General features: G+C 62.4%; 6 protein-coding genes. 4 read left to right on the top strand and 2 right to left on the bottom strand.

Features of this window, described 5'->3' with window-relative positions; translation table 11 throughout:
• The first annotated feature begins 26 nt into the window (after window positions 1-26).
• A complete protein-coding gene (locus OBACDRAFT_RS07025) occupies window positions 27-1,367 on the top strand; it encodes a M48 family metallopeptidase (protein ID WP_052361382.1) in 1,341 nt (446 codons plus the stop codon).
• 27 nt (window positions 1,368-1,394) lie between these two features.
• Window positions 1,395-2,315, top strand: a complete 921-nt coding sequence (locus OBACDRAFT_RS07020) for an endonuclease/exonuclease/phosphatase family protein (protein WP_052361380.1) — start codon at window positions 1,395-1,397, stop codon at window positions 2,313-2,315.
• Window positions 2,316-2,517: 202 nt separating this feature from the next.
• Here the strand turns inward: OBACDRAFT_RS07020 and recF are convergent, their stop codons facing one another.
• Entirely contained in the window at window positions 2,518-3,645 is a 1,128-nt protein-coding gene (gene recF / locus OBACDRAFT_RS07015; protein ID WP_043584121.1) for a DNA replication/repair protein RecF, read from the bottom strand.
• A gap of 173 nt (window positions 3,646-3,818) precedes the next feature.
• On the opposite strand from recF, the gene ilvE reads away from it, so the two are divergent.
• Window positions 3,819-4,685, top strand: coding sequence for a branched-chain-amino-acid transaminase (gene ilvE / locus OBACDRAFT_RS07010; RefSeq protein ID WP_043584071.1), 867 nt, complete (start codon window positions 3,819-3,821; stop codon window positions 4,683-4,685).
• Between the two features lie 115 nt (window positions 4,686-4,800).
• Entirely contained in the window at window positions 4,801-6,168 is a 1,368-nt protein-coding gene (locus tag OBACDRAFT_RS07005) for an O-acetylhomoserine aminocarboxypropyltransferase/cysteine synthase family protein (RefSeq protein ID WP_052361378.1), read from the top strand.
• Between the two features lie 87 nt (window positions 6,169-6,255).
• Here the strand turns inward: OBACDRAFT_RS07005 and OBACDRAFT_RS07000 are convergent, their stop codons facing one another.
• On the bottom strand, window positions 6,256-8,292 hold the full coding sequence (locus OBACDRAFT_RS07000) for an ATP-dependent helicase (RefSeq protein ID WP_043584069.1): 2,037 nt from the start codon (window positions 8,290-8,292) through the stop codon (window positions 6,256-6,258).
• Window positions 8,293-8,303: the final 11 nt, after the last annotated feature.

The following is an 8,303-nucleotide window of genomic DNA, read 5'->3' as shown; positions in this document are numbered from 1 at the left end:
GCTGACAACGCTAGAAACCACCCCCCATGTTGTCCTCTCTCACCATCGCCACCACCACCGCAGTCGCTCCCCCCCCCTCCACCGTCCTCCCCGTGGTTCTCGTGCTGATTGCGGTGCGCCTCGTCGCGCAACTCGTGTTGTCCGCCCTCAACCGCGCCGAAGTCCGGCGGCATGCGCACGCGGCCCCGCCTGCCGTCGCGGCGGTGGTCGATGCGGAGACTTACCAAAAATCCGTCGCCTACACGCTCGTGAAAAACCGCTTCGGCGTCATCGAATTGATCTTCGACGCCGTGCTGCTCGTCGTCGTGCTGACCAGCGGCGTGCTTCCGTGGTTGTATGACCTCGTCATGGCTTGGGCACCGGACGCGGGGGAGGGGGGGGGGGGGGGATGGAACAGCGCATTGGGCGCCGTGTTTATCCTCGTTGCCGGCATCTTGCTGAGCCTGCCCGGACTGCCGCTCGACTGGTGGGACACGTTTCGGATCGAAACGCGCTTCGGGTTTAACAAATCCACGCTCGGCCTCTGGATCGTCGATAAAGTCAAGGGCATGCTGCTCGCCCTTGTCATTGGATTTCTACTACTCTGGGCCCTGCTCGCGCTTGTGCGCGTGGCCGGTTCGCTCTGGTGGGTGTGGGGCTTCGCGCTCTTTTTTGGCTTTCAGCTTCTCATGATGGTGCTCTACCCACGCCTCATCGTGCCGCTTTTCAACAAACTCACACCGCTGCCCGAGGGTGAGCTGCGCACGCGACTCATGGCGCTGTCGGAGCGCACCGGTTTCAAAGCCTCGACCATCGAGGTCATCGACGGCAGCAAACGCTCCGGACATTCCAACGCCTACTTTACGGGATTCGGACGCTTCCGGCGTATTGTTTTGTTCGATACGCTCATCGCTCAACTCACACCCGAGGAACTGGAGGCGGTGCTGGCACACGAGGTTGGACACTACCGTTGCGGACACATCCCCAAGATGCTCGCGGTGTCGGCGGCGATGGTGTTTGGCGGCTTCGCGCTGATTGCGTGGCTGGCGGGCAGCACCTGGTTCAATCCCGGCTTCGGCCTGCCGGCGGGTGAACTGGCGCCGACGTTTTTGTTGTTCGGTCTGCTCAGCGGACTGGCCACGTTCTGGCTGACACCGCTCGGCGGATTTTTCTCGCGCAAACACGAATACGAGGCCGACGCCTTCGCGCGCGAGGCGATGGGCGGTCCGGCCCCGTTGATCGGCGCGCTCCACAAACTCTCCGGGAAAAATCTTTCCAACCTGACGCCGCATCCGGTCTTCAGCGCCTTCTACTACTCGCATCCAACGCTGGTGGAGCGTGAGGCGGCGCTAATCGGAAAAGCTGAAAAGCTAAAAGCTGAAAGCTGAAACAAGATGCGTTGCAGGAAATCCATATTGGCCGCGATCTTCGTGTTCGTGGCGTGTGTTGTCTTTGCGGATACAAAGGACACGCTCACTGTCGCCACTTGGAACATCCGCAATTACCTGCCGGTGAACCGGCGGATCGATGGCAAGTTTCGTCCCGACTACCCGAAGCCCGAGGCGGAGAAAATCGCCTTGCGCGCCGTCATTCGTCAGATCGACGCCGATGTGATCGCGCTTCAAGAGATGGGCTCCGGGGGGCATCTTGCCGAATTGCAGCGCGATCTGGAGAGCGAGGGGTGCGTGTATCCGCACGCGCATGTGCTGGCGGGCGCCGATCCGGTGCGCCAACTGGCGGTGTTGTCGCGCCTTCCGCTGCGTGAGGTGCGCGAGCATAGTGACATGGATTTTGCCTATCGTGACGGACGCACGCCGGTGTCGCGCGGATTGCTGGAGGTGAGTGTCGAGGCTCCGGGGGCGGAATCGGGAGAGGGATTGTCAACAAATCGCCGCGTCACGCTTTTTGTGCTCCATCTGAAAAGCCGGCTCACGACGTTTCCCGACGATCCGGAGAGCGCGACGTGGCGGGCGAAGGAAGCCGAGGCGATTCGCAACCGGGTGTTGCAGCGTTTTCCCAATCCCGCCGCGACGGGAGGGGGAGGGGGGCGTTTCCTGATCGCGGGTGATTGCAACGATGTTGTATCGAGTCGACCGATACGGGCCTTGTTGAAGCGCGGCAACACGGAGATTGCCCGCCTTCTTCCCGCGACCGACAGCCGGGGCGAGACGTGGACGCACTACTATGCCCGCGAGGAAACGTATTCGCGGGTGGACAACATCCTTGTGTCCCCGGCGCTGGCGGCGGCTGTTGTGCGCATGTGGGTGGTTGATTCGCCCGGTGTGCTGGTGGCGAGCGACCACCGTCCGGTGGCGGTGGAGTTGCGGTGGAAGTGAGGGGAGGGGGGGGCGCGCCAGCGCCACGGCTAAGGAGGGCGGGTCTCCTGACCCGCCGACGGCGCAAAGCGCCGCCATTCCGATTCCGGATGGGCGCGGCTTCGCCGCGTCTGGCGGGTCGGGAGACCCGCCCTCCTTGGTGGGATGAACATCAAGGGATTCCGGGGGTGTCACGCTTCCGGCGTGAAGATTACAGGCGGGGCTAAATTGTTACGGCACCTTCGGTGACTTGATAAAGTTGCCAGTGGCCGAGGGTGGTGTCGGGGAGGGTGGTGCCGGTGGCGATGACTTGACGGGTGTCGCCAAGCGAGGTCCAGAAGCGGCGGCGGCGGGCGGGGTCGAGTTCGCCAAGGACGTCGTCGGCGAGGAGAATGGGTTCAAGGCCGGTTTTGTGGCGGAAAAATTCCACTTGGGCGAGGCGGAGCGCGAGGGCGAGGCAGCGTTGCTGGCCTTCGGAACCGTAGTCGCGCGCGGAGCGTCCGCCGACTCGGAGGAGCAGGTCGTCACGATGCGGTCCGGTGAGCGTGGTGCGCATTTGCAGGTCGCGGGCGCGGGCGTGCTCGAAGAGGGCAAGCCAGGCACGCTGCGAACGTCCAACATCCAACGCCGAACATCCAGCATCCAAGGGAGGAGGTTCGCCGGCGCTGGGCGTGGCATTGTCGGCGCGGAGGGCGATGTCGGTGGGTTCAGCGTGGTCGGCGATGCGGGCGTAGGCAGTGGTGACGTGTTGGGCGAGGTCGGCGATGCCGGCGGTGCGTTTGGCGGAGAGTTCGGCGGCGGCGGCGGCGAGGGGGTGTTCGAAGGCGGCAAGCTGGGGGGGGGGGGCCTGGCGTTTGAGGAGGTTGTTGCGACCGGCAAGGGCTTGGTGATAGGTTTGCAGGGCGCGGAGATAGGCGGGATCGGTGGCGGAAAGGGTGAGGTCGAGCCAGCGGCGACGGAGGGCGGGTGCGCCGCGGACGAGTTGCTGGTCCTGCGAGGAAAAAACGACGGTGGGGAAGCGGCCCAGATGATCGGCGAGGCGGGAGATGCGTTCGCCGTCGCACCAGACCTCCTTGCCGTCGGTGCGGAGTTTGATGAGGAGGCGGGTGGAGCCGAGGTGTTCGTGCTCGAATTCGCAGGCGATGGCGGCTTCGGGCTGGCCCTGACGGATGAGGATGCGGGCGTCGGTGGTGCGAAAGGAGCGCAGGGCGGTGACGAAGCCGGCGGCTTCGAGGAGGTTGGTTTTGCCCTGGCCGTTGGCACCGACGAGGAACTGGAGGCGTCCGTCGAGGGCGAGGTCGGCGAAGGCGATGTTCCTGAAGTTTTGCAGTGTGATCCGGCGCAGGCGCATGGTGGTCAAGAGAGACGCCGGAGATCAGAAGGCAGGGGAGAGGCGGTTTCCAATCCTTTCGCATCGGATACGGAAATGCGCCCTCTTTTGGGAAAAATCATGCGGCAGCCTTTATGGGCCGGCACGCAGGGCAGGCTCGACAAACTTGAGCGGGGGTTTTTAGCGTCAACGGAATGAAAATTTACCTTGATGGGAAGTTTGTCGATCAGGCGGATGCCAAAGTTTCCGTGTTCGATCACGGTCTGCTCTACGGAGACGGAGTCTTCGAGGGGATTCGCATTTATCAGGGGAATATTTTCCGACTCGAAGAGCATCTCGAACGGCTCGAATACTCGGCCAAGGCCATCCTGCTGGATCTGCCGTGGTCGCGCAAAGAAATCGCCGAGGCGACATGCGAAACATGCCGCCAAAACAACCTGACCGACGGCTACATCCGGCTCGTGATCACGCGCGGTGTGGGCGATCTGGGGCTCTCCCCGTGGCTCTGCCCCAAACCGTCGATCATCATCATCGCGGCCAAAATTTCGCTGTATCCGCCAGAACATTACGTCAATGGCCTCAATCTCGTGACCGTGGCGACGCGCCGGCTGAACCCGGCGGCGCTGCCTCCGATGGTCAAATCGCTCAACTACCTCAACAACATCCTGGCGAAAATTGAGGCGCGTCAGGCGGGGTGCCTGGAGGCGATCATGCTCAACGATCAGGGCTATGTGGCGGAGTGCACAGGCGATAACATTTTTATCGTCCACAAGGGCGCGATCCTCACTCCCGCGGCTTCGCAAGGGGCGCTCAAGGGGATCACGCGCGATGCGATTTTCGACATCGCCAGGGAGATCGATGTGCCGATTCGCGAGGTCAATCTGACGCGCTACGACATCTGGAATGCCGACGAGTGTTTCCTTACCGGTTCAGCCGCCGAGGTGGTGCCGGTCGTGAAACTCGATGGCCGCGTCATTGGCCCGGGCAAACCGGGCGAGATCACCAAGCGTGTGCTGGAGGTGTTTCACCGCCACGTCGTGGTGGATGGAACGAAAATCTAAAGCAACGGAGGGCGGATCTCCTGACCCGCCATTCCGGAAGGGCGCGGCTTCGCCGCGTCTGGCGGGTCAGGAGACCCGCCCTCCAGCAAGTTAATCAAATCTTAGGAAAAATCCCATGAACAACGTTTACGGTTTGGGCACCAAAGCCCTTCACGCCGGCCAGGTGCCGGACCCTGTCACCGGGTCGCGCGCGGCGCCGCTCTATCAGACGACGAGTTATGTGTTCCGCGATACGGAGCACGCCGCGAATCTCTTCGCGCTGAAGGAACTGGGGAACATCTACACGCGCCTCATGAACCCGACGAGCGATGTGTTTGAGCAGCGTGTGGCGGCGCTCGAAGGCGGCACGGCGGGGCTGGCGCACGCGTCCGGGCAGGCGGCGATCACCAATGCGATTCTCAACATCGCTGGCGCGGGCGATCACATCGTGTCGGTTGCGCAGCTTTATGGCGGCACCTATGCGTTGTTGCACAACACGCTGCCGCGCCTGGGCATTGAGGTGACGTTTGTGGATGCGGGTGATCCGGATGCGTTCCGGCGTGCTCTGCGGCCCAACACGAAGGCTTTTTATGGCGAGGGGCTGGGGAACCCGGCGCTCAATATTTTCCCGTTTGAGGAGGTGGGCAAAATCGCACGCGAAGCGGGTGTGCCGCTTATCATCGACAACACCTGTCTGACCCCGTGGCTGAATCGTCCGATCGAGTGGGGGGCCAACGTGGTCGTGCATTCGGCAACGAAGTACATCGGCGGTCACGGCACGTCGATCGGCGGCATGGTTGTGGACGGCGGCAATTTTGATTGGGGCAACGGTCGTTTTCCCGGCTTCACGCAGCCGGATGCAAGCTATCACGGGCTGGTGCATTGGGACGCGTTCAAGGCGTTCGGCGCGACGGCTGACGGAACGGGCGGGGCCAACGTGGCGTTTGCAATGAAGATCCGCCTGCAACTGCTGCGCGACATGGGGGCGTGCATTGCGCCGTTCAATTCGTGGTTGATGTTGCAGGGATTGGAGACGCTGCATTTGCGCATGGAGCGCACGTGCGCGAATGCGTTGCGCGTGGCCGAGTTGCTTGCGGCGGATTCACGCGTGGCGTGGGTCAATTATCCCGGACTGAAATCGAGCCCGAATCACGCCGCGGCCAAAAAGTATCTGCGCGGCGGATACGGCGGTTTGGTGGGCTTTGGCGTCAAGGGCGGGTTTGAGGCGGGGCGGCGCTTTATCGAGTCGCTGCGCTTGTTCTCGCACCTGGCGAATATCGGCGACGCAAAGTCGCTGGCGATTCACCCGGCGAGCACGACGCACAGCCAGCTCACGCCGGAGGAGCAGCTTTCAACGGGCACGTCGCCGGACTTCATTCGCCTGTCGATTGGCATCGAGGATTTCGAGGACTTGCAGGCCGATCTGGAGCAGGCACTGGCGCGGGCCTGCGGCCCGAACGTCCAACATCGAACGTCCAACATCCAACATCCAACGTCCAAGTAAAACCACTGGCGCGTCAGCGCGGTTCGATCATTGGATGTTGGATGTTCGGCGTTCGATGTTGGATGTTCGGCGCAAAGCGCCGCCTGCTCACCAGCCGTAGTGGCGTTTGATGCGCAGGGGTTCGTAGAGGTGCGGACGCAGTTCGGCCAGAAAACGGCTGGGCGTGAGCATCATGCCGTTGGGGCCGGGGCGGCTGCCGATCTTGGGCACACAAAGATAGAGTTCGTCGCGCGCGCGGGTGACCGCGACGTAGAAAAGGCGGCGCTCTTCCTCTTCGTCGCCGTTTTCAATGGAACGGCGCAGGGGGAAGAGTCCGTCGGCAAGGTTGATGAGAAAGACGGCGGCGTATTCGAGTCCCTTGGCCTGATGGACGGTGGTGAGGCGGATGGCGTCGGCGTCGGGCTCGACTTTGCGGTCGCTGGTCTCGCCGTTGAGGAGGGTGATCTGCGCGAGCATTTCGTGGATGTCCTCGTGGCGCTGGGCGAAAGTGATGAGGGCTTTCAACTCGTCGAGGCGTTCGGTGTAGTCGGCGAAGGCTCCCTTGAGGTAGTCGCCATACCAGCCGTCGATGGCGAGTTCCACGGCCTTGGCAGGCTTGGGGTCGGAGTGCATGGCGGCGGCGACTTCGCGCAGGGAGGCGCAGAAGTGCGCCCATTCGCCGCCGTCGCTTCCTTCGCGGGCGTCCTTGGAAACCTTGCTTTTCACGTCGTCGGAGGAGAGGGCGTCAATGAGGTCGAGATTGAGCAGCCGGGCGTGTTCGCGGGCGGCGGCGTGAATCTTGGCCGCGCCTTTTTCGCCGATTTTGGGGAGGAGGCAGGCAATGCGCGCCCATGCGGTTTCGTTGCCGGGGTTATAGACAAACTGGAGGAGGGCAACGAGGTCGCGGATGTGCTGGCGCTCGAAGAATTTCACGCCGCTTGTAATGAGATAGGGGATACCGCGTTTGGAGAGTTCGACCTGGATTTCGAGCGCCTGAAAGTGGGCGCGGTAGAGGATGGCGATGTCGGAGAGGGCGCAGCCTTCGTCCACGAGGCCGCTGATGCGTTTGATGATAAACTCGGCTTGTTCGCGGGCGTCCATGGCCTGGACGAGAAAGGGTTTTTGGGAGTTGGAGCGGTGGGCGCGGAGTTCTTTTTCAAAGTGGCGTCCGCGGGGTTGTGCTTCGAGGACGCCGTTGGCGAGGGCGAGGATTTGGGGGGTGGAGCGGTAGTTGGTTTCGATGCGGTGGATGACGGTGCCGGGGTGGCGCGTCTCGAAGGTCATGATGTTTTCGAAGTCGGCGCCGCGCCAGGAGTAGATGCACTGGGCGTCGTCGCCGACAGCCATGATGCGGTGGTGCGCGCCCATGAGGTCGATGATTTGCGACTGGAGTGTGTTGGTGTCCTGATACTCGTCCACGAGGAGGTGCTCGAAGCGGTGCGAGAAGTAGGCGGCGACGTCGGGGGCTTTTTTCAAAAGTTCGAGCCAGAGTTCGAGGAGGTCGTCGTAATCGAGGAGGTTTTGCTCGCGTTTGCGTTTTTGGTAGGCGTCGGCAAAGGCGGGGAATTTTTGGGAGATGTCCTGGTATTGGGGGAAGTATTTTTCGACGGTGGCGGCAATGGTCTGGCAGGTGTTGCGGGCGAGGGAGAGGACGGAGTGGAGGGGGCCGGGTTTGGGGTTGGTTTTGTTTTTGAAAAAGAGTCGGTCGGCGCTTTCGACGGCTTGTTTGAGGATGGTTTCGGAGTCGTCGGCGTCGAGGATGGTGAAGTTTTTGGATACACCAATGGCGTCACCGTGCATGCGGAGGATGCGGCTGCCAATGGAGTGAAAGGTGCCGCCCCAGAAGCGTCCGGGTTCGACGCCGGTGAGGTCCTGCACGCGGTGGAGCATTTCCTTGGCGGCTTTGTTGGTGAAGGTGAGAAGGAGAATCTGCCAAGGTTTGATGCCTTGGGCGAGGAGCCAGGCTACGCGATAGGTGAGGGTGCGGGTCTTGCCCGATCCGGCGCCGGCGAGGACAAGCAGGGGACCGGGGGGGGCGGTGACAGCGGCGAGTTGTTCTTCGTTAAGCTCGTAGGCGAAGTCGATGGTGGCGGCAGTTGTCGCGGCGCTGTCGGCAGGGGGCTGGTTGTCCAAATAGTAATCCATGAGCGGGAGCT

The sequence above is a fragment of the Geminisphaera colitermitum TAV2 genome, from assembly GCF_000171235.2.
GTDB classification, from domain to species: Bacteria; Verrucomicrobiota; Verrucomicrobiia; order Opitutales; family Opitutaceae; genus Geminisphaera; species Geminisphaera colitermitum.
The sequence above is the reverse complement of the archived record's forward strand: the minus strand, read 5'-3'. Positions and strand labels throughout refer to the sequence as shown.

Coding starts and splice junctions, on each gene's coding strand:
- recF (WP_043584121.1), bottom strand. CDS start 3,645: ATGCGCCTGCGCCGGATCACACTGCAAAACTTCAGGAACATCGCCTTC.
- ilvE (WP_043584071.1), top strand. CDS start 3,819: ATGAAAATTTACCTTGATGGGAAGTTTGTCGATCAGGCGGATGCCAAA.
- OBACDRAFT_RS07005 (WP_052361378.1), top strand. CDS start 4,801: ATGAACAACGTTTACGGTTTGGGCACCAAAGCCCTTCACGCCGGCCAG.
- OBACDRAFT_RS07000 (WP_043584069.1), bottom strand. CDS start 8,292: ATGGATTACTATTTGGACAACCAGCCCCCTGCCGACAGCGCCGCGACA.
- OBACDRAFT_RS07025 (WP_052361382.1), top strand. CDS start 27: ATGTTGTCCTCTCTCACCATCGCCACCACCACCGCAGTCGCTCCCCCC.